At 36.4% G+C, this 19,708-nt stretch carries 14 protein-coding genes and 1 tRNA gene; 8 read left to right on the top strand and 7 right to left on the bottom strand.

Annotated features, from left to right (window positions below; genetic code table 11):
* Nucleotides 1-208: 208 nt before the first annotated feature.
* Together NK356_RS12770 and NK356_RS12765 are read right to left on the bottom strand one after the other, a co-directional pair.
* Complete coding sequence (locus NK356_RS12770) at nucleotides 209-1,237, bottom strand: LacI family DNA-binding transcriptional regulator (protein ID WP_253317146.1); 1,029 nt, start codon at nucleotides 1,235-1,237, stop codon at nucleotides 209-211.
* A gap of 229 nt (nucleotides 1,238-1,466) precedes the next feature.
* Nucleotides 1,467-2,492, bottom strand: a complete 1,026-nt coding sequence (locus NK356_RS12765) for an NAD(P)-dependent alcohol dehydrogenase (protein WP_253317145.1) — start codon at nucleotides 2,490-2,492, stop codon at nucleotides 1,467-1,469.
* A gap of 498 nt (nucleotides 2,493-2,990) precedes the next feature.
* On the opposite strand from NK356_RS12765, the gene NK356_RS12760 reads away from it, so the two are divergent.
* Nucleotides 2,991-5,954 carry a response regulator gene (locus NK356_RS12760; protein WP_253317144.1) on the top strand — a complete coding sequence of 988 codons (2,964 nt, stop codon included), beginning with the start codon at nucleotides 2,991-2,993 and terminating at the stop codon, nucleotides 5,952-5,954.
* A gap of 289 nt (nucleotides 5,955-6,243) precedes the next feature.
* Here the strand turns inward: NK356_RS12760 and NK356_RS12755 are convergent.
* Nucleotides 6,244-6,315: transfer RNA gene (locus tag NK356_RS12755), tRNA-Arg, on the bottom strand.
* A gap of 298 nt (nucleotides 6,316-6,613) precedes the next feature.
* Between NK356_RS12755 and NK356_RS12750 the strand changes: the two genes are divergently transcribed.
* From NK356_RS12750 to NK356_RS12725, 6 genes are read left to right on the top strand one after another with little or no spacing between them, the layout of a single operon-like run.
* Nucleotides 6,614-8,089, top strand: a complete 1,476-nt coding sequence (locus NK356_RS12750) for a response regulator (RefSeq protein ID WP_253317143.1) — start codon at nucleotides 6,614-6,616, stop codon at nucleotides 8,087-8,089.
* 5 nt (nucleotides 8,090-8,094) lie between these two features.
* Nucleotides 8,095-11,703 (top strand): response regulator, encoded by a 3,609-nt coding sequence (locus NK356_RS12745; RefSeq protein WP_253317142.1) that lies wholly within the window; start codon nucleotides 8,095-8,097, stop codon nucleotides 11,701-11,703.
* A gap of 15 nt (nucleotides 11,704-11,718) precedes the next feature.
* Nucleotides 11,719-12,084 carry a response regulator gene (locus NK356_RS12740; RefSeq protein WP_253317141.1) on the top strand — a complete coding sequence of 122 codons (366 nt, stop codon included), beginning with the start codon at nucleotides 11,719-11,721 and terminating at the stop codon, nucleotides 12,082-12,084.
* Complete coding sequence (locus NK356_RS12735) at nucleotides 12,085-12,915, top strand: protein-glutamate O-methyltransferase CheR (RefSeq protein ID WP_253317140.1); 831 nt, start codon at nucleotides 12,085-12,087, stop codon at nucleotides 12,913-12,915. It begins immediately after the preceding gene.
* 11 nt (nucleotides 12,916-12,926) lie between these two features.
* Nucleotides 12,927-13,496 carry a chemotaxis protein CheB gene (locus NK356_RS12730; protein WP_034694281.1) on the top strand — a complete coding sequence of 190 codons (570 nt, stop codon included), beginning with the start codon at nucleotides 12,927-12,929 and terminating at the stop codon, nucleotides 13,494-13,496.
* Nucleotides 13,497-13,514: 18 nt separating this feature from the next.
* Complete coding sequence (locus tag NK356_RS12725; protein WP_034694282.1) at nucleotides 13,515-13,886, top strand: response regulator; 372 nt, start codon at nucleotides 13,515-13,517, stop codon at nucleotides 13,884-13,886.
* Between the two features lie 182 nt (nucleotides 13,887-14,068).
* Here NK356_RS12725 and NK356_RS12720 read toward each other — a convergent pair whose 3' ends face one another.
* From NK356_RS12720 to NK356_RS12710, 3 genes are all read right to left on the bottom strand, one after another.
* Nucleotides 14,069-14,356: a hypothetical protein gene (locus NK356_RS12720; RefSeq protein WP_253317139.1), complete on the bottom strand. Its 288-nt coding sequence runs from the start codon at nucleotides 14,354-14,356 to the stop codon at nucleotides 14,069-14,071.
* A gap of 475 nt (nucleotides 14,357-14,831) precedes the next feature.
* A complete protein-coding gene (locus NK356_RS12715; RefSeq protein ID WP_253317138.1) occupies nucleotides 14,832-16,262 on the bottom strand; it encodes a S41 family peptidase in 1,431 nt (476 codons plus the stop codon).
* A gap of 146 nt (nucleotides 16,263-16,408) precedes the next feature.
* The gene (locus NK356_RS12710; protein ID WP_034694288.1) at nucleotides 16,409-17,518 is read right to left on the bottom strand and encodes an epoxide hydrolase family protein; all 1,110 of its coding nucleotides are present in this window, start codon (nucleotides 17,516-17,518) and stop codon (nucleotides 16,409-16,411) included.
* A gap of 339 nt (nucleotides 17,519-17,857) precedes the next feature.
* On the opposite strand from NK356_RS12710, the gene NK356_RS12705 reads away from it, so the two are divergent.
* Nucleotides 17,858-18,499: an NAD(P)-dependent oxidoreductase gene (locus NK356_RS12705; protein ID WP_253317137.1), complete on the top strand. Its 642-nt coding sequence runs from the start codon at nucleotides 17,858-17,860 to the stop codon at nucleotides 18,497-18,499.
* A 147-nt stretch (nucleotides 18,500-18,646) separates the two neighbouring features.
* On the opposite strand, the gene NK356_RS12700 is transcribed toward NK356_RS12705, so the two are convergent.
* The gene (locus tag NK356_RS12700; RefSeq protein WP_034694292.1) at nucleotides 18,647-19,414 is read right to left on the bottom strand and encodes a methyltransferase domain-containing protein; all 768 of its coding nucleotides are present in this window, start codon (nucleotides 19,412-19,414) and stop codon (nucleotides 18,647-18,649) included.
* Nucleotides 19,415-19,708 lie beyond the last annotated feature (294 nt).

Raw genomic sequence — 19,708 nt, 5'->3', positions numbered from 1 at the left:
GAGTACAATAGTTGACACAGTAACTTTAAATCAATAGAAATGGGTTACTATCCTGAGCGTAGTCGAAGGAAGCCCGTTTAATGAAAAGAGATACGATCATTGGCTTTAGCCAAAACTTATAAATAGAATGTAATTTAGATTCTTCCTTCGTCAGAATGACAAACAGGCTGTTGATGATTTGCGTAATGTATTAATCTCAAGGGAAAAACTATTTTCTCTTAGACGACTTCCTGATATAAAGCTGTGGTGTAAGCACTACCTTTTTCTCAATAGAAACCCCGGAACCATTTTCTTTGACGCTTTCTAAAAATACCTGTCCCGCCATTTTTCCCATCAATACAGGCGTCTGGTCAACAGAACTGATCGGAAGTTCCATAAATTGGGTAAAAGGCTCATTGGAAAATCCGATGATAGCAACTTCCTGAGGAATTTTGATGTTTCGTTTCTTCAACTCCTGGCAGGCACCTAATGCGGCAAAATCGCTGGACGAAAATATAGCATCGGGAACAGATTTTTTGCTCCAAAGTTTTTTGATGGCTTCTGTACCTTCTTCAATAGAACTGCCTGTAAAAATAATATTATCCTCTTTTACAGGAAGGTGATGATCTGCTAAAGCCTGTTTATATCCGTTAAGACGGTTTTGATAAATTTCAAGGTTAAGATCTCCTGCAAAATGGCAGATATTCTTATAACCTTCTTTAATAAGATGTTCTGTAGCCATGTAACCGCCACGATAATCATCAATAGTCACTGTGCTGATCCCTGCAATATCTTTTTTACGGTCAAAAAAGATAACCGGAGTATTGGACGTATCTATAATGCTTTGAATATGACTGATATCCGTTGTCGTTTTAGAAACTGACATAAAAATACCATCTACCTGTGCATTCAGCAACGTGTTCAGCTGTCTTTTTTCAATATTGACATCTTCGTGGCTCTGGCAGATAATGACATGATAGCCTAGTGGAGAAAGTTCTTCCTCAATTCCTCTGATCACCGATGAAAAGAAATTGGTATTGATATATGGAACAATGATCCCTACGTTTTTGGTTTCACCACTTTTTAAAGCTTTGGCAAGGTTATTTTGCTTGTAGTTCATTTCCTTGGCCGTTTTACGAACCAGCTCTTTGGTAGCCTCGCTTATTCGCGGGTGGTCATTCAATGCTCTTGAAACAGTTGCCACACTTACGTTGAGCTTATTGGAAATATCATAGATCGTGGCACTTTTCTTATTCATACTGATTTTTTCTGAGCGTTTTTATGAGGTCTGAACAGCAGACGTTATTGACGTAAATTTAATCAAATTATGGCTATTTGAAAGGAAAAAGATACATTTTAAGTGGGTTTCCTGCAGATTTCGGGAATATTATATTTTTATCAAGTTTAAACAGTTGATTTTATGAGGGATAGATAACAAAAAACCGAAAGAAAAACTACTTCCGGCTGTATATTCTATTTTCATTTTATTATGGGATCAAAACAGCTCTGCCTTTGATCTTTCCGTTTCTCATTCGATCATAAACTTCATTGGCCTCATCCAGATTATATTTTTCAATTTCAATATGAATTTTTTTCTGTCTTGCCAATCCTACCACTTCCATAAGTTCAACTCTTGATCCCCAGTAAGGATTTGTCATACTTACCCCAAATGGAAGTCCAGACATGCTGTATTGATAATGACCGCCTCCCAATCCGACAATGGTAAGATCACCATCCAGACTCACAATTTTAGTTCCAAGTTCAATGGTTGATGTTGCCCCTACAAAATCAATAACCACTTTTGCTTTTTTGATCCCTGTAATTTTCTGAATCTGTTCCGCTGCATCTGCATCTTTGGAATTCACAGTGAATGTTGCGCCCAGTTCTTTAGCGAAGGCCAGTTTTTCGTCCGTTACATCACACGCAATAATCGTACTGCCGCTCACTTCTCTAAGGATCTGCAGAGCAACGTGTCCAAGGCCTCCCACGCCAATCACTACAACATATTCATCGGGTGTTAGTTTAGACAATGATCTTTTAATTGCGGAATAAGGAGTCAAAGCTGCATCAGTAAGCGGAGCGGCAATCACAGGATCCAGATCATAAATAGGAACTAATAATCTTGAAGAAGGAACAAGCATGTAATCTGCCATCCCGCCGTCCAGTCCCAAACCACCTCCATAAGCCATTTCTGACTGATGGTCACAATAATTTTCTTTGGATTGCTGACAGGGTTTACAATGGCCACATCCCCATGGCCCATACACCAGAACGGCATCTCCTTTTTTATAGCCTTTCACATCAGGTCCTATTTCTTCGATCCAACCTGCATTTTCATGGCCTAATGTGAATACTGAACCTCCTACAGTTCCCTCGTCAATAATATGAAGATCAGAGTGGCATACACCAGCACCTCCAATTTTCAATAGAACTTCATCTCCTTTGGGAGTTGGTTTTTCCATATCATTTACAATACGGACATCTTTGTGCCCGAAAAAACGTACTGCTTTCATAAATTAATATTTTTAAACTTATACTTTAAATGTACGAAAATTGATCTTGAATAACGAGTGATTTAATTGATATTAAACTAATATATGTCAGTAAATCAGAGGGGAAATTCCCTGGTGGTCTGGCTGTAAATCATTATATTAAATTATATGTGAAACGGTTTTGGGGACAGTATGATTCAGATCATATTCGAGGGAGTAGGCAGTTAATTATATTTGAGCATTGAAAATTTCATATTTCTGACAAATTACAGTATAACCTTTCGTTGATTCGGGAGGTTTTTTTGTGGAAAAATTTCAATATAAAATTAGAAATACTGATTTACAGGATACAGGTAGCCCCAACGGATGATTTAAAATAAACATCCAAATTAGGTAACTCTATATTTAAACGACCTAGATTGTACTCATATTCCAATATCTGCTGACAAATTTCTAAATTAATTTGTTAATATTATAAAATGATCTAATTTTAGTATTTTATTACAAAAATACTATTTAATGCCAAAAAAAATTATAAGAAATCTTCAAATTGGAGTAGTGATTTCTTTGATACTTCTGATTACTAGTTCTGTAGCATCTTATATAAGCATCCATAAGCAGATGGAGAATAGGAAAGAATTATTAAAAAATAAGGAATCTATAAGCTTAGCAAAAGATATCTTAAATACTCTTTTAAATGCTGAAACAGGAAATCGGGGATATCAGCTTACCGGAAGAGAAGATTTTCTTGAACCTTTCAATAAAAGCAGGAGTGAATATCCTTTGCTTGTTTCTAACAAAGGTAGACTTCATCTTAGAGATAAAGATCAGATTAATATCCTAAATGAATTGCTGCATACTTCAGAAATAATGATGAAAGAATATGTGTTGCTTATTGAGAATCGTAAAAAAGGGATATTAATGAGTCCTGAAGAACTTGTACAAAACAAGGAAGCTATGGACAGATGCCGCATGCTCGCTCAGAAATTTGTAAAAAAGGAGGAAGTTCAACTTGCCATAAAAAATGAAGAACTGAACAAGTCTTCCGAGTTGACTGTTTTGTTCATCGTCTTTTCTGCCATGGCAGCCATTGGGGTAACTATTTTTGTTTATATACAACTAAAATCTGACCTTATCCGACGCGGGAAGTTAGAAAAAGATCTGTTTAACACTAAGGAAATGCTTGAGGAAACAAGCTTAGTAGCCCAAGTGGGAGGTTGGGAAGCCAATATGAAGACCGGAAAGCTCTTCTGGTCTCAAAGTACAAGAGAAATTCACAAACTGCAAGATGGTCTCCAGCCTACTTTTGAAACTGCCTTTGAATTTTACAAAGGAAAAAGCAAGGAGAGAATAAAATACCTTTTTAACAGGGCAATACAACAAGGAATTACTTTTGATGAGGAGCTTCAGCTTTTGCGTAATGATGGAGTTACGATCTGGGTAAGAGTAAAAGGGATTCCCGAATTTGAAGGTGATAGCTGCAAAAGGGTTTTCGGAATCATTCAGGACATTGATGCCTTCAAAAAGATGTTTCTGGAGGTTACCCGGAAGGAAGCTATAATGCAGTCTTTTGCCACTGATGTTCCTGTTCCTTTGGCTATGTTTGATAAAGACCTTAACTATGTTGCTGTAAGCAACAGATGGAAAGAGGAATTTAGTATGAATAATGTAGATCTTATCGGTAATAATCTTTTCACGATATCACCTGATATTCCCAAAGAAAGAAAAGAGATTTATGACAATGCGCTGTTGGGAAAAACCTATATTAACAGTGATTATACGCTAAAGGTAGAAGGAAAAGAAGAAATTCAGCATTACGACCTTAAAGTCGGACCTTGGTATCTTACAAAAGATGAAGTAGGAGGGGTAATTATTTCCATACAGAATATTACAAATGCTGCAAAGATAAATGAAGAACTGAAAAATGCCAAGGAAACAGCAGATATAGCCAGCAAAGCAAAATCCGAATTTCTTGCCAATATGAGTCATGAGATCAGGACTCCTTTAAACGGAGTTATTGGTTTTTCAGACCTTCTCCTCACGACACCACTGAATGAAACACAGATGCAATATCTGAATTATATCAATGAGTCAGGGGAAAACCTGCTTAGCATTATCAATGATATATTGGATTTTTCTAAAATAGAATCCGGAAAAATGGAGCTTTTGATTGAAAAATGTGATGTTTATGATATGTTGAGCCAGGTTATCAATGTTATTATTTATCAATCCCAGAAAAAAAACATCGAACTTCTTCTCAATATTGAACCGGGTCTTCCAAAAATACTTTTTATGGATGAGGCAAGGTTAAAACAGATCTTGATCAATCTTCTTGGGAATGCTGTGAAATTTACAGAAAAGGGAGAGATCGAGCTAAAAGTAGAGAAATTACGCATGGATGATAGTACTATTGCTTTGCGTTTCTCGGTTAGAGATACTGGGATCGGTATCCCTGTTGAAAAACAGAAATACATTTTTGATGCCTTTACTCAGGAAAACAGTTCCATCAGTAAACAATATGGTGGTACAGGTCTAGGGCTTACTATTTCGAACAATATCCTGGGATATATGGGAAGCCATTTGTCGCTGAGCAGTGCAAAGGAAAGTGGTTCTGTATTTTTCTTCGACATTGAGATTCCTTACGAGATCTCTCAATTGAGAGAAGAGGAGGAAATAACTATTAAAACAGCCCTGGTGGTTGATGATAATGAAACCAACAGGATCATTCTTGAACACATGCTTAGCTATAAGAATATCAAATCCACCCTGGCTTCTAATGGGATGGAAGCATTAGATATCTTGTTGAAAGGTGAACGGTTCGATGTGATCCTGATGGATTATCATATGCCTCTTATGTCCGGATTGGAAACGATAGATAAAATGACAGGATTGTTCAATCAGCGAAATGAGACTTCTCCATTTATAATACTTTCTTCTTCTTCTGAAGAACTGGGCATATTTGCTTCGGTTAGGAAAATACAAAATGCACATTTACTGTTGAAGCCTATCAAATCACATGAACTATACAAAACCTTAAAAAAAGTAGATCGAAGTTATACCGTAGAAATTAATAAGGATCAGTCTGAAAAAGTTTCGCATTTAATTGCCCCGGAATTAGAAGTGCTTTTGGTGGATGATAACGTTGTGAATATGGTCCTGAATAATAGAATGATGAAGTCTCTTGCTCCCGGTATACATCTAACGGAAGCGGTCAATGGGCTGCAGGCTGTGGAGGAATGCAAGAAAAAGCAGTTTTCCATTATCCTGATGGATGTACAGATGCCGATAATGAGTGGTATTGAGGCAACACAAAATATTAGAATGCTGCCGGGGTATGAACATGTACCTATCATAGGCGTTACAGCCGGAAATGTGCTGGGTGAAAAAGAAAAATGCCTTGAAGCCGGAATGAATGATTTCCTTCCCAAACCTGTAAGAAAAGCAGATCTTCTGGAAGTGCTCAAAAAATATATTAGTGTTTAGAATTTATGAAAAAATGGTGCTTGATTTCTTCTACTAAGTTACTTTTTACTTGGAATTACTTTTACAAAAAAGATTTTAAACAATGACTAGTCCTGAAAATCCGATACAGATTAAAGGACAAAAATAAATAATTAAACCAGAGCAAACTTCTTTTTGCTTTGGTTTTTACTTTTATAGGTTTTCATCCTGATTTCTGATTGATTGTGCATTTGATTTGGAGTTAAATAATGATTTGAAAAATGCGGTCTTATATCATTATAAATTTTGATGGATTCGTCTACAAGTTTTGTGGCCTCACCAGGAATCGAACCTGGATCTAAAGTTTAGGAAACTTCTATTCTATCCATTGAACTATGAGGCCTTGCTAAGATCATAAAATTACAAATTATTCGCCGGAGTAGCGTAATGATCAGGATGTTGATTCATGAGGGAAACTTTAACAACAAATGCTCAAGTAGGTTTTAGGACTTTTATAATCCGGCTTTCTCTGAAATGATAGAAAGGGATGAGCTTCCTTAATCCTCATTTTATTCCTATTTAAAGCATAAAATGTGGTATGAATTAGTTATTCATAATACTTTAAAAATTGCTATGTTTTGAAATATTGTAAGTATTTTTGAGGTTTAAATATCTGTAACTAATTATTGATTTTAACTTCTATGATTTTAATTGTTGATGACAATCAAAGTAATCTTTATTCACTGCAAAAATTACTAGAGTCCAAGGATTTTCAGGTGGAAACAGCCAATTCCGGTGAAGAGGCACTGGGTAAAGCCCTTAAGAATGACTATGCCCTCATTATTCTGGATGTTCAGATGCCTGAAATGGATGGCTTTGAAGTAGCAGAAACACTGGCAGATTACAGTAAAACAAAAGAAGTTCCCATTATATTTTTATCTGCTGTTAATACAGACAAGAAATTTATAACGAAAGGCTATGCTTCTGGTGCTAAAGACTATGTCACCAAACCTGTAGATCCTGAAATTCTTTTACTGAAAGTAAAAACATTCTATAATCTTCAGGAGCAGAATATAGCGATGAAGAAGACCCAGCAGAATCTTGAGCTGGAAGTTAAAGGAAGACGTGAATCACAAGTGACAATGAAGTCTCAGATTGACCATTTTCACTTAATGCTGGAGTCACTTCCACAAATTGCATTTACCCTTAATGAATCAGGAACGGTGGATTTCGTGAATGGTAAATGGTATGAATATTCAACTTCAGAGCAGAATTTTCCTGAAATATATCCCGACGACCCTGATATCACAGAGGAGTTTGAGAGATGCAGAAAAAAAGGAAAAGCTCTTGAACTGGAAGTTAGAATTAAAAATGTGGTTTCAGGTAATTACCGTTATCATTTGCTTAGAGTAACGCCGGTATATGATGAAGGCCGTATTAAAAACTGGGTGGGAACTTTTACCGATATTGATGATCAGAAGAAAGTTGAAAAAGAAAAAGATGAATTTTTAAGCATTGCAAGCCATGAGCTGAAGACTCCTTTAACGAGTATTAAAGCCTATGTTCAGTTATTAGAAAGAAAATTGAAACTCGACAAAGAAAGCTCTGAAGCAGGATTTGTAACGAAAGTTCAGGGACAGATTGAAAAACTGAATACATTGATCACTGATCTGCTGGATGTTTCTAAAATAGAAAATGGCAAGCTAAAAATTAATAAAAAGCCGGTGAATCTGGAAAATTTGATCAGTAATGCGATTGAAACAATCATACAAACTCATGATCAGCGTGAAGTGAAAATTGAGCGTCACGGAACAAAACCGGATATTTTAATTCCTTTAGACGAAATCCGTATAGAGCAGGTTCTCATCAACTTTCTGACCAATGCCATAAAATATTCACCAGATAATAATCAGGTTATTGTTACCACTTTTGTAGATGAAGAAGCTGAAGAAGTAAGAGTGAACGTAACCGACTTTGGAATTGGTATCCCGGATTTTAAACAGGATGCTGTATTCAAAAAATTCTACCGTGTAGAAGAATCTTCACTGCAGTTCCAGGGAATGGGAATCGGATTGTTTATCTGCTCCGAGATCATCAAACAGCACCATGGACACGTTGGGGTTTCCAGTATAGTAGATGAAGGCTCTACTTTTTATTTCACATTACCACTAAACTAATTTTAATGCCGAAAAAAATAATAAGAAATCTTCAGTTTGGAGTAGGTCTTTCACTTTTGATTTTAATTACCAGCTCTCTGGCCTCTTATTGGAGTATCCAAAATCAAATGAACCATCGTGAAAGTCTTTCCAAAAGCAGACGATCTGTAACAGCTGTGAAAGACGTGCTGGTTGCTTTACTGGATGCAGAAACAGGAAACAGAGGGTATCAGCTTACCGGAAGGGAAGATTTTCTAGAACCTTATAAACGGGGATTAAGAGAATACCCTAAAGCTTTGGTACGCGCTGAATCTTTGGATATCAATGATCAGAATCAAATCCAAAGACTTGCAGGTTTAAAAACAGCAGTTGATCAGGTAATGCAGAACCTGAAACATTTGGTTGAGAACAGACGAAGAGGCATTATCATGACACAACAGGAGATTACTGAGGGTAAAACCTATATGGATCAGTGCCGGAAAATTGTCAATGATTTTGTACAATATGAAGAAAGCCAGGTTGAAATTAAAAATACTGATCTCAACCGTTCGTCCGGTACAACTGTTCTTTTTATCCTTTTTTCCGCTATTGCCGCAGTGGTTGTCACGGTGTTTTTCTATATAAAAATGCGTGCAGATCTTATCCGCAGAGATAAGCTTGAGAAAATGCTTAAGACAAAAGATGAAGAAATGACACGCCGTGTAAGTGCTATTCAAAAGATTGCCAACAGAGTAGCGAACGGGGATTACAGTGAAAAAGCAGTGGATAATGCTCAGGATGATCTTGGAGATTTGGTAGAGTCTCTTAATCATATGACGGAATCTCTCAAAATCTCTTTTGATACCATTAATAAGAGCGACTGGCGTCAGAAAGGGCTTGCGCTACTGAATGAATCCCTGGTAGGGAATAAGACTGTACAGGAAGTTTCCAATAAATCTTTAATGCAGTTGATTGAATACGGAAAATGTATTAATGGTTCCCTGTATTTATATGATGAAGGCATTTTAAAACTTAATAAAGCATTCGGGCTGGAATCCAATATGAAAAAAGCTTTTGAACCCGGAGAAGGAATGGTGGGACAGGCTTTTGTTAATGCTAAGACACAGGTTTATAATAACCTTCATGAAGAAGACTTTGTAGTCACTTTTGCCAGCAGTACGATTAAAATTTACGGAATTATATTGCTTCCGCTTTTTGCAGACGGCCATATAATAGGAGTGTTGGAGCTTGGTTCCACGTCTAATTTTGAGGAAGACAGAATACACTATTTTGAAGAATGCTGTACCAATATAGGAATCGCCCTGAGTGCTGCAAAAAGCAGAGAAAAAGAGCAGCAATTATTGGAAGAAACTCAGGCACAGTCTGAAGAACTGCAGGTTCAGCACTCTGAGCTTGAAAATCTGAATACTGAACTGGAAGCACAAACCCAGAAGCTTCAGGCATCTGAAGAAGAGCTTAAAGTGCAGCAGGAAGAGCTTATGCAGGCTAATGCAGAACTGGAAGAGCGTTCCCGATTGCTGGAAGAAAAAAATCATTTGATTGCTGAACGTAATAATGAAATTCAGAAAAAAGTAGAAGAGCTTGCATTAAGCACCAAATACAAATCTGAGTTTTTAGCCAATATGTCTCACGAACTGCGTACTCCGCTGAATTCAATTCTTCTTTTATCCCGATTAATGACGGAAAATCCTGATGAAAATCTTAACGAAGATCAGATGGAATCTGCCAAAGTAATTCATAGTTCGGGCACAAGCTTATTAACCCTTATTGATGAAATTCTGGATCTTGCCAAAATAGAATCCGGTAAAATGACTCTTGAATATCAGGATGTAAACCTTGAAGAAGTGGTAAAAGACCTGAAGAGTCTTTTCAATCCGGTATTTCAGGAGAAGGCGCTTCCGTTTAATATCGAAATTGATGCAAATGTGCAGAAAGTAATCGAAAGTGACCGCCTAAGAATTGATCAGGTATTGAGAAATTTATTATCAAATGCGCTAAAATTTACCACAAAAGGAAGCATCGGTTTACACATCAAAAAACATTCTGAAAAACCTGATTTTATCATATTTTCAGTGAAAGATACAGGCGTTGGAATAGCCGAGGATAAGCAGAAAATTATCTTTGAAGCATTCCAGCAGGCTGACGGATCTACCAAAAGAAAGTTCGGAGGAACAGGTTTAGGTCTGTCCATAAGCCGTGAAATTGCAAGGCTTCTTGGAGGTGAACTGGTTCTGAAAAGTGAGATAGACAAAGGAAGTGAATTCAGTTTTATCATTCCTGTACATGCGGCGACAGAGATTATCCATTCTGAGACAGATCAGGATCTTGTAGAGGTGATTCGTGAAGATGTGGAAGAAATTCAGAATATTCTTGACGAAGGAGAAACTAAAGTAATTCCCGTAAATACCCTTGAAATTCCTGAAGATGTAACAGACGACCGGGAAAATATTCAGGAAGGAGATAAAGTAATTCTGATCATTGAAGATGATATCAATTTTGCAAAAGCTTTATTGAAATATGCCCACATGCAGAGCTATAAAGGTGTGGTTGTGGTAAGAGGAGATTATGCTCTTTCAGCGGCTCAGAAGTACCATCCGCATGCCATTTTACTGGACGTTCAGCTTCCTGTAAAAGATGGCTGGGAGGTCATGGATGAACTGAAATCTGATCCTTATATCAAACAGATTCCGGTGCATATGATGTCTGTTCTTCATCTTAAAAAAGAAAGTCTGATGAAAGGTGCTGTAGACTTTATTAACAAGCCGGTAGCACTGGATAAAATGACTGATGTTTTCAGAAAGATTGAAGAAGCTTTAGAAAAAGGATCTCAAAAAGTGCTGATTGTAGAAGAAAATGCCAAACATGCCAGTGCATTATCCTATTTTCTGAGCAATTTTAATATTTCTTTATCTGTAGAACATACCGTGGAAGATAGCGTAAAAGCCCTGACTTCTGATCTTGTAGACTGCGTTATTCTGGATATTGGAAGCGCAAAAGGAAATGACTATCATGTAATAGAATCCATCAAAAGCCATGAAGGGCTGGAAAACCTTCCTATCATCATCTTTACAGAACACCATTTATCTAAAGAAGAAGAACTTAAAATAAAGCAATACGCAGATTCAATTGTTGTAAAAACAGCACATTCGTACCAAAGAATTTTGGATGAAGTAGGATTGTTCCTGCATCTGGTGGAAGAAAAAAACAATTCCGCAGAAAGTACTGCAGGCAGAATGCTGGGATCTCTAACGGAGGTTCTGAGTGGCAAAAAAGTCCTGATTACCGATGATGATGTACGCAATATTTTTTCTTTAACCAAAGCTCTGGAAAAATATAAAGTGGAGGTTATCGTAGCCATGGACGGAAAGCATGCCCTGGAACAAATTCAACACAATCCTGATATAGACGTGATCTTAATGGATATGATGATGCCGGAAATGGATGGCTATGAAACCATAAAGCAGATCAGAAAAATGCCGGCATTTAAAAGGCTGCCTATTATAGCGGTAACTGCAAAATCAATGATTGGAGACCGTGAGAAATGCATTACGGCAGGAGCATCGGATTATATCTCAAAACCTGTAGATATTGATCAGCTGTTGTCGCTGCTTCGCGTTTGGTTATATGAAAGTTAAACAGATAAAATTCTGATGAAAAAGAAAATTTTAATTGTGGATGATGATCCACGCAATATATTCGCATTGAAACTCACCCTTAAGGCCCGTGGATATGCAGTAGAAACCTGTACAATGGCTCAGGAAGCTCTGGATATGCTAAAAGCTGACCCTGATTTTTCAATGGTACTTATGGATATGATGATGCCTGGAATAGACGGCTATGAAGCAGTAAGAATCATAAGAAACACGCCTGAAATCAAAGATATTCCAGTTATTGCTGTAACCGCACAGGCTATGCCTGAAGACCGTCAGAAATGCATTGAGGTAGGCGCTAATGATTATGTTTCAAAGCCCATTGATGTAGACCTTTTACTAATGGCAATAGAAAAACTTTCATAGATGCTGGAACCAAGTATCGTAAAAGATGAAGAAATAGAATATCTGATCAACGATGTCTATGAAATGTATGGCTATGACTTTTCCGGTTATAGCAGGGCTTCGTTTAAAAGAAGAGTAAACAGGATATGCCTTTTGGACAGGTTTACCAGCTTCGCAGAACTCAGGTATACCCTCATGAATGATGCAGAATATCTAAAGCGCTTTGTGGAAGAAGTTACGGTAAACGTCACAGAAATGTTTCGTGATCCTTCTTTTTTCAAAGCATTACGGGAGAAAGTTCTGCCGCAATTAGGCACTTATCCCCTGATCAGGATCTGGATTGCTGGTTGTTCTACGGGAGAAGAAGCTTATTCTATCGCTATTTTATTGAAAGAAGCAGGGCTGTATGATAAATCCCTGATTTATGGTACAGATTTAAATCCCGCAGTTCTTGAGACAGCCAGAGCCGGTGTTTTCCCGTTATACCAAATGAAATTATATTCTGAAAACTATATGCTTTCAGGAGGGAAACGTGATTTTTCAGATTACTATACGGCCAATTATGATAGTGTAAAGTTTGATGAAAGCTTACAGGAAAAACTTATTTTATCTACCCACAATCTGGTTTCAGACAGTTCTTTCAATAGCTTTCAGCTGATTATATGCAGGAATGTTCTGATTTATTTTGATAGAGAACTGCAGGAAAGGGTATTCAAACTTTTTGATAATAGTCTGGAAAATTTAGGTTTTCTGGCTTTGGGAGCAAAAGAGACACTCAGGTTTTCCACTATTGAAAAGAATTATCATCAGATTGAAGACCAGAAAATCTGGAAAAAGCTTGATCATCATTAATAACCAATGCTATGGAATCACAGAAAAACATTGAATTAATTGTTATAGGAGGATCAGCAGGCAGTTTACAGGTCATTATTGAAATGATCAAAAACCTGAATGATATTCTAAAAATCCCAATTGTAGTGGTGGTTCACCGTAAAGCCCAATCAGGAGACATTCTGAGAACCTTATTGCAGCAATTTACGAAGATACCGGTGATAGAAGTAGAAGATAAAACTGAAATGGACAATAATGCCATTTATATTGTTCCGGCAGATTATCATTTGCTGTTTGAAAATAAGAAAAATATGTCACTGGACAGCTCAGAAAAAATGAATTACTCTCGTCCTTCAATAGATGTCACCTTCAGGTCTGCAGCAGAAATTTATGGAGAGAATATGATTGGAATTCTTCTCTCCGGAGCCAATGCTGATGGAGTAGAAGGGCTGTCTTATATTAAAAAAAATAACGGACAGGTATGGATTCAGGATCCTGAAACGGCAGAAGTGGAATATATGCCCAAACATGCCGTAGAAGAGATAGATTATGACCAAATTATCAAACCGGATAATCTGGCAGATTATATCAATCAGTTGTAATAGAATAACCTAAATAATATGAACAAAAAGAAAATTTTAATTTTTGATGATGACGCTGCTATTTTGGAAGTGATTACCATCATATTTGAAGAGAATGGCTACGAGGTCAGAATCTCAGAAACTTCACATGATATTCTGGAGAAAGTGGCTGAATATCATCCCGATGTTATTCTGATGGATAACTGGATTCCGAAAATTGGAGGAGTGGAAGCTACAAAACTTTTGAAAAACAGCGAAGAATTTAATCACATTCCTGTCATTTATGTTACGGCAAACAATGATATTGCTGCCTTAGCTTCCGAAGCACAGGCAGATGATTATGTTTCAAAACCTTTTAATCTGGATGATCTTGAAGAAATGGTGGCAAAACATATAAAAGAACAGGTGTAAATCTTTTGACTTTTCAAAGTAAAATAGGCTGTCTCGAAAGTCAAACAATTTGACGCTGTCATTCTGAACACAGACTGAAAGTCTGCGAACGTAGTTCAGAAATGTAGTGAAGAATCTTATATTATCAATTATGAATGAGATTCTTCCTTTGTCAGAATGACACTTTTGAGATAGTCTCTTTTTTATTTATTGTTCAGAGCAGAAATCATTTGACTTTTCGTTATGTGATAACTGTTGATGTTATGAAGTAAAGAACGTAATAAAAGATAGAGCTGGGGATTTTCCATAATGACATGAGAAAATGTCTGCACAAGAATTAATTTTTTTGAAACTATATTATGTGCAGTGATATATTCAGAGCTAAGATCAATGTCAATATTTAATTCCTTATTCACTTTAAGTTTAAAATATTCATCTATTAAATACTTATCATTAATCAGGTCTAAAGATTCTATTTTCGTTTCGTCCATAATGTTGATAATTAAATTGTAAAATACAAATGTTATACCGTACAGGGGAAAAAACAGAGGAGATTACAACATCATAAAGAACAATCTGATTAAAATGAATTTTGCATTGATGAAGGGCTTTCTGCCCGGCTCATTGATACAGCTTAGAATGAATAGGTGTTCAGGGATTAAAAAACTCTAAAAACCTTATTTGAAGGGATATATGGATAAAAGAATCTACCCTTTAGGGGTAGATCCAGTAGATAAATACATCTCATTTTTTTAATTAGACAACAATAAAAAGCACAGCCGACAATGCTGTGCTTAAATTTTTATTTCAAATTTAATTGCAATTTCAAGAGTAGTAAGAAAAGCAAATAAAGTTTCCACTTCGATGTTTATTACATAGTAAATGTAGTAATAATTTTAATACGAAATATGAATTTAATGTTAAAATTCACAAGTTATCCACATTTTTTTGTGGATAAGTCTGGAACTAATTTAAAATCCAGTTTTTTGCGGTCTCAATATCCATATCCTGACCCTCTTTAGATTCTACTGGAACGTCCGGATCAATTTTTCCGTAATACACTTTCCCGTTTCGGTCCATTTCATAAGAAGAAGCCAGCGCAAAGCTTTTACCGTCACTTAGCGGATAAACACTGTTGGCTGAAGTATAACCTGCCGATGGTTTTCCAAAGAGTTTTACATTGCTTTTTCCAATAAATGCAATCGTTGTAGCTTCTCCGGAGCTGGCCGTGCTCGGGCCTATCAGAACTGCAATTTTAGACTGCCCGCTTTTAAGGTCATAAGGTTCTGTAATTTTGTTATCACCAAACTTTCTGTTCTTATAAACCCATGGAGATTTTTTGTCTTTGTAAACAAAATATCCCAATGTTCCTTCTCCAATCAGGCTTCCGAGACCTGAAATCATAGGGTACATATTTCCTCCCGTATTGCCTCTCAGATCTACAATCCAGCCTTTAATCGTATTTTCAGAGTCCAGTTTTTTAATCATATTGTGGATCTGTAAGGCGAAATCATTTCCAACTTCTGTGTTTAAGGAACCAAAACCGGGAACTGAAATATAGCCAATATGCTGATCTATCAGTCTGGAATCGGGTTTTGCTTCATTGGTATTGCTTTTCTTTTGCTTTTCAGAACGCTCTTTTCCGGAAATAAATGAATGATTATCACCAGCCTGTCTTAGATTTTGTATAATATAACCCAATGCAGGATCGGTATCATCAATAGTTTTCATTCCTTTTGAAAGATGTTCAAGATTGCTATCAATATTTTTCCAATCTAGTTGATCTGAAAAAATTGAATTCTTTTTTACAATATTTTTAAAATCCCGAATGTATTTTGAAGATACTTTTGAAGGTTCTTCATCTGATAATGAAATTGTTTTCAGCTCAAAATGATCGAACCAAACAGTTCCGCTTCCTGAGAATACTCCTCCAAGAAGAAGACTTTTTACATTTTTATCAACAGTGAAAATCAAAGAATATCTCGTCCAGTCTTTATTGACAGCTATAACCTTTTGCTGTGAGTCTGAATTTCCAAAGTCAATCATTTTTCCACTTTCGTCCTTCACCTGAGTCCATAGAAGGATTTTCCCCTTGGTGTTCTTGGATTTTATATAAGCACTGATTTCTATTTTCTGTAATTGCTCAATATTAAGAGGAACTTTTTGAGAAAAAGATTGAAAATCTTTGTAATTATCAGATTTTCCTGCGATTTGCATAGAGGCTTTTCCTCCGAAATATTGGGTGTAATCTATTTTACCCTCGTATGAATCTGTTTTTTTTATATTCCAATGGTTAGGTAATCTATCGGTCATGTTTTCAAAACCGGCATTTTGTATTTGAGCTTCCACTGAACAGAATAAAAATGCTGCTACAATGGTGTAGGTCAATTTTTTCATAAGTTATTAATTTCAGCTAAAATAAAAGAACTCGCCAAAAAAATCATGCTTTGTTAACAAATTTTAGTAATGGTTTAGAAGGATTAACAGTTTATCATCAAGAGGAAGCTGCTAAAAGGCAGGATCGATCGTACTTCATGAATCGTTTATCTGACAGAATAAAAGAATGATCTTAACTCATCTGCAAATAGATAAGGCAATTCCAATGCAGCAAAGTGTCCTCCTTCATTCATCTTTTTAAAGCTGGTTACATTTATAAAACGTTCTGCCCATTCTTTCGGAAACTGGGCCTCACGGGGAAATACAAGTACTCCTGCAGGAACATTGCTTTTTTGATGTACTTGCGTACCGCTCCATAAAGCCGCTGCATCTTCCTTGTACATTCTGGCGGAAGATCCTATAGTTTGTGTTACCCAATAGATCATAATATTAGTAAGCATTTCATCTTTCCCTCCGAATGCTGCTTCAATCAGTTCCGGAGAAGCTCCTGCATTGGTAAAGCTAATGATCCAGGCAGCCAGCCCTACAGGAGAGTCATTGAGACCATAGGCCAGCGATTGTGGCTTGGTAGACTGTACCATTGCGTAAGCGCCTTCGCTGTACCACCATTGCTGGACAAACTGTGCGAATTCCTGTTCTTCTTTACTCATTGTAGTGAAATCTTCCTGACCGGTAGGATAGCCTACGTCGGTAAGGTGAACAGCTTCCAGTACTTCAGGATATTTTGAAGTCAATGCTTTTACGACGCCCATTCCTATATCTCCTCCGGCAGCACAGAATTTTTCATAGCCAAGTACTTCAGTCATCAGTTTTTTCCAAAGATCTGCCACTTTTTCGCTGCTGACTGCTGTTTTATCAGAAAAGCCAAATCCCGGAATGGAAGGAATAACAAGATCAAAGCTCTTTTCACCTTCTGTAAGTAACGGAATAATTTTATGAAAACGGTAATAGCTGTCCGGCCAGCCATGGGTCAGGATTAATGGCTTAGGGTTGGGACCTTTTCCTCTTATATATTGAAAATGGATAAGAATTCCGTCTATCAGGGCGATATACTGAGGATGTTGATTCAATTGCTGTTCGTGCATTCTCCAGTTATAGGTGTTGATCCAATAGTGGGTAAGTTCTTTCAGGTAAGCTTCGCTGGTTCCGTAGTTCCATCCTGAGCCTTCGGGTTCTCCCGGCCAGCGGGTATTTTGTAAACGGTTTTTAAGATCGGTTATCACTGATTCGGGAATGTTTACTGTAAAGGGTTCCATATTATTATATTTTATTGGTGTAAAGTGGATTTAGTGGAATATATTGATAGTAAGCTTGTTATCAAAGTTAAAAACTTTCTCTTTTAATAAATGTTGTCAAAATCATAAATTTTAAATTTTTTTAATAAGGAAAATAGGTAACTTTAATTCATTAAAATCTCGTAATACATATTACTGTGAGTCAGGTTTTGACCTGAACATCTTAGGTTCAATTTTCTGAACCCAATACATCTGTTATATCTTATCTAAAGTAAAGACAATTCGTCTTTTGTAATATTAATGGTCATTAGCGATGAATCAGCTGTTGATTATTGATATTTAATATTAAAAAAAATCATTATGAAAACCTATAAAATTGCCATCATTGGCGGAACCGGAAAATCCGGACAATATCTGGTACAAAACCTTCTTGAAAAAGGATATTCTCTTAAACTTTTATTAAGATATCCCGAGAATTTTACTCTCCAAAATCCATTAATTGAAGTGGTAAAAGGAGATGCAAGGGATGAAGTAGCTATTCATACTTTGATTGAAGGAACTGATCTTGTCATAAGTACTTTAGGACAGCCAAAAGGAGAGAAGGCTATATTCAGTGATGCTGCAAAAAATATCATCTCTGCAATGAATCATCATGGAATAAGGCGGTATATTGTAACCACTGGTCTAAGTGTAAATACACCGTTCGATCATAAAAATGAAAACGTAAAAATGGCGACAGACTGGATGTACCAGAACTATCCTGAGACTACAGCAGATAAACAGAAAGAATATGAAGTTCTTCTGGATAGCAACCTGGATTGGACATTGGTAAGACTACCTCTGATTCATCTTACACAGGACAATTTTCTAACGGAAGCAAACCTTACAGACTGTAAAGGAGAAGGAATCAGTGCTGCTGATCTGGCTGAGTTTTTGGTGTCTCAGATTGAAGACTCAGAGTATATCAGGGAAAGTCCGTTCCTGTATAATCTGAAAGAGTAAAGAACCTATAAAGAAGAAGCTGCTACAATTTTGTCATTCTGAATGAAACGAGTGTAATGAAGAATCTCATATCATTGGTTATTAATGGGATTATTCCTTCGTCAGAATGACAATTGTGGCAGTTTTTTAATTGAGTATTAAGATTTTCTATTTTTTGCGGCCATACATCAAAATGCGTTTAAATGCATAGATAGCAGGATATTTTGTAAACCTTTTTGCAATACGCGATTTAAATTCAGAGATGAATTTTTTTTTCTGTTCTCCTTCAAGACGCTCTAAATAAGGCAATAATGCAGTTCCTGAAATAAACTCATATAAGGCTTCGTGATCATCTGCAATGATAGGATAGACCTTCTGAAATATTTCAATATCCTGAATTCCGTTATCAAATAATATCTGGGCATAATCATCCATTGAAAGCACCGGAGAATCACGGTTAAAATGATTTAATTGGGATGAATAAGGCTCCTCATCTGCCATTTCCGCTAGAATCTGGTTCAGAATATTTTCTTTCTGAACGGGCATTTGTATGGCTAATTGTCCATTTTGCGAAAGCAGTCCAATGATTTTAGGAAATAAAGTTTCATGATCATCAGCCCACTGTAAAGCGGCATTACTGAAGACAAGATCCCATTTCTGGTCAGATTGTGCTACCTCTTCAATAGTCTGAAGCTTAAAATGAAGATTATTATTTTCAAATTTCTTAGATTTTTCAAGCATTTCTGCTGATGAATCTATTCCTAAGAATGTAGAACCTGTGAGTTTTTCCGTAAGAATAGAGGTTTGTTCTCCGGTTCCACAACCTAAATCAATGGCTTTTATATTATTTTCGGGCTTAATTAATGCTGCTAAATCATAAAAGGGTTTGTAACGTACATCTTTGTATTGATCGTATAATTCGGGATTCCAAGGCATAAAAAATAATTTTGTAATGGGTTAATAAGTTGAATAAAGATAAATAATTGACTAGTCCTAACTAATCGTTACAGATTAATAATATAAAAATACTAATATTTACGCTATGAATTAACAGGTCGCTCCTCCGGAGCTCTAATTTATGGGGATTTCATTTTTTCTACTAACAGTAGATCCCGACGGGATCAAATTTAGCTCCTATGGGAGCTGACTGTTAATAGAACGTATTTGTTTTTAAATTAGAGCTCCGGAGGAGCGACCTGTTAATTCTATTTAAATTTTATCGAGCAAGAA

The organism is Chryseobacterium sp. S0630 (genome assembly GCF_024158915.1).
Classification (GTDB): Bacteria; Bacteroidota; Bacteroidia; order Flavobacteriales; family Weeksellaceae; genus Chryseobacterium.
This window is presented reverse-complemented; position numbering and strand designations above follow the sequence as displayed.

Excerpts from the sequence above, each read along its gene's own strand:
- NK356_RS12770 (WP_253317146.1), bottom strand. The coding sequence starts at position 1,237 with ATGAATAAGAAAAGTGCCACGATCTATGATATTTCCAATAAGCTCAAC.
- NK356_RS12765 (WP_253317145.1), bottom strand. The coding sequence starts at position 2,492 with ATGAAAGCAGTACGTTTTTTCGGGCACAAAGATGTCCGTATTGTAAAT.
- NK356_RS12760 (WP_253317144.1), top strand. The coding sequence starts at position 2,991 with ATGCCAAAAAAAATTATAAGAAATCTTCAAATTGGAGTAGTGATTTCT.
- NK356_RS12750 (WP_253317143.1), top strand. The coding sequence starts at position 6,614 with ATGATTTTAATTGTTGATGACAATCAAAGTAATCTTTATTCACTGCAA.
- NK356_RS12745 (WP_253317142.1), top strand. The coding sequence starts at position 8,095 with ATGCCGAAAAAAATAATAAGAAATCTTCAGTTTGGAGTAGGTCTTTCA.
- NK356_RS12740 (WP_253317141.1), top strand. The coding sequence starts at position 11,719 with ATGAAAAAGAAAATTTTAATTGTGGATGATGATCCACGCAATATATTC.
- NK356_RS12735 (WP_253317140.1), top strand. The coding sequence starts at position 12,085 with ATGCTGGAACCAAGTATCGTAAAAGATGAAGAAATAGAATATCTGATC.
- NK356_RS12730 (WP_034694281.1), top strand. The coding sequence starts at position 12,927 with ATGGAATCACAGAAAAACATTGAATTAATTGTTATAGGAGGATCAGCA.
- NK356_RS12725 (WP_034694282.1), top strand. The coding sequence starts at position 13,515 with ATGAACAAAAAGAAAATTTTAATTTTTGATGATGACGCTGCTATTTTG.
- NK356_RS12720 (WP_253317139.1), bottom strand. The coding sequence starts at position 14,356 with ATGGACGAAACGAAAATAGAATCTTTAGACCTGATTAATGATAAGTAT.
- NK356_RS12715 (WP_253317138.1), bottom strand. The coding sequence starts at position 16,262 with ATGAAAAAATTGACCTACACCATTGTAGCAGCATTTTTATTCTGTTCA.
- NK356_RS12710 (WP_034694288.1), bottom strand. The coding sequence starts at position 17,518 with ATGGAACCCTTTACAGTAAACATTCCCGAATCAGTGATAACCGATCTT.
- NK356_RS12705 (WP_253317137.1), top strand. The coding sequence starts at position 17,858 with ATGAAAACCTATAAAATTGCCATCATTGGCGGAACCGGAAAATCCGGA.
- NK356_RS12700 (WP_034694292.1), bottom strand. The coding sequence starts at position 19,414 with ATGCCTTGGAATCCCGAATTATACGATCAATACAAAGATGTACGTTAC.